Annotated in this window: 1 rRNA gene; it reads left to right on the plus strand. The window is 50.0% G+C overall.

Going from position 1 to position 1,403, the window contains the following annotated elements:
* Positions 1-353 precede the first annotated feature (353 nt).
* Positions 354-1,403: ribosomal RNA gene (locus tag CAAU_RS04630) — 16S ribosomal RNA — on the plus strand; the annotation flags it as partial.

A 1,403-nucleotide genomic window follows, 5' to 3' on the forward strand; every position in this document is an offset into this window, starting at 1 on the left:
GTTTCAAAAGTAGATGTTAAAGCAAAAGCAGAAATTTTAATGTAATAATATAAATAAGATTATTCAGCTACAGATTAAGATATATCATCAACCTAACCTAGTGTATCAGTAATAGAAACAGGAGAAATGATTAGAAAACTAAGAATAGTTAATATAATTTTAAATAAACTTTGATTATATAAAAGTATAATACAAGCATACATGATAATATATAAAAGTCGTCGCGAGGGCGGCGAGAAAAGAAAAAGATATTGACAAAGAGTAAAAGCGTGATAAGATAAGAAACGCTGATTGACCTTTGAAAACTGAACAGTGGCGAAGCGACCAGCAGTAATTTAAGAAGCTAAGGATTTAAACATAAGAGTTTGATCCTGGCTCAGGACGAACGCTGGCGGCGTGCCTAACACATGCAAGTCGAGCGGAGATGCCAAGGAGCAATCCAAGGTGTCTTAGCGGCGGACGGGTGAGTAACACGTGGGTAACCTACCCCAAGGAGGGGGATAACAGGTCGAAAGGCCTGCTAATACCGCATAAAGCTTATGTATCGCATGATGCATAAGCCAAAGGAGGAATCCGCCTTGGGATGGGCCCGCGGCCCATTAGCTAGTTGGTGAGGTAACGGCTCACCAAGGCGACGATGGGTAGCCGGCCTGAGAGGGTGGTCGGCCACACTGGGACTGAGACACGGCCCAGACTCCTACGGGAGGCAGCAGTGGGGAATATTGCGCAATGGGGGAAACCCTGACGCAGCGACGCCGCGTGAGCGAAGAAGGCCTTCGGGTTGTAAAGCTCTGTCTTCCCTGACGAAGGAAATGACGGTAAGGGAGGAGGAAGCCACGGCTAACTACGTGCCAGCAGCCGCGGTAATACGTAGGTGGCGAGCGTTGTCCGGAATTACTGGGCGTAAAGGGTGCGTAGGCGGCTCCTTAAGTGAGGTGTGAAATCCCTGGGCTCAACCCAGGAACTGCACTTCAAACTGGGGAGCTAGAGTGCAGGAGAGGAAAGCGGAATTCCCGGTGTAGCGGTGAAATGCGTAGAGATCGGGAGGAACACCAGTGGCGAAGGCGGCTTTCTGGACTGTAACTGACGCTGAGGCACGAAAGCGTGGGGAGCAAACAGGATTAGATACCCTGGTAGTCCACGCTGTAAACGATGAGTGCTAGGTGTGGGAGGCGTAGCCTTCCGTGCCGCAGTTAACACATTAAGCACTCCGCCTGGGGAGTACGGTCGCAAGATTAAAACTCAAAGGAATTGACGGGGGCCCGCACAAGCAGCGGAGCATGTGGTTTAATTCGAAGCAACGCGAAGAACCTTACCAGGGCTTGACATCCACCGAACCCTGTGGAGACATGGGGGTGCCCTCGTTTGAGGGAGCGGTGAGACAGGTGGTGCATGGTTGTCGT

This window comes from Caloramator australicus RC3 (assembly GCF_000297115.1).
GTDB classification, from domain to species: Bacteria; Bacillota; Clostridia; order Clostridiales; family Caloramatoraceae; genus Caloramator; species Caloramator australicus.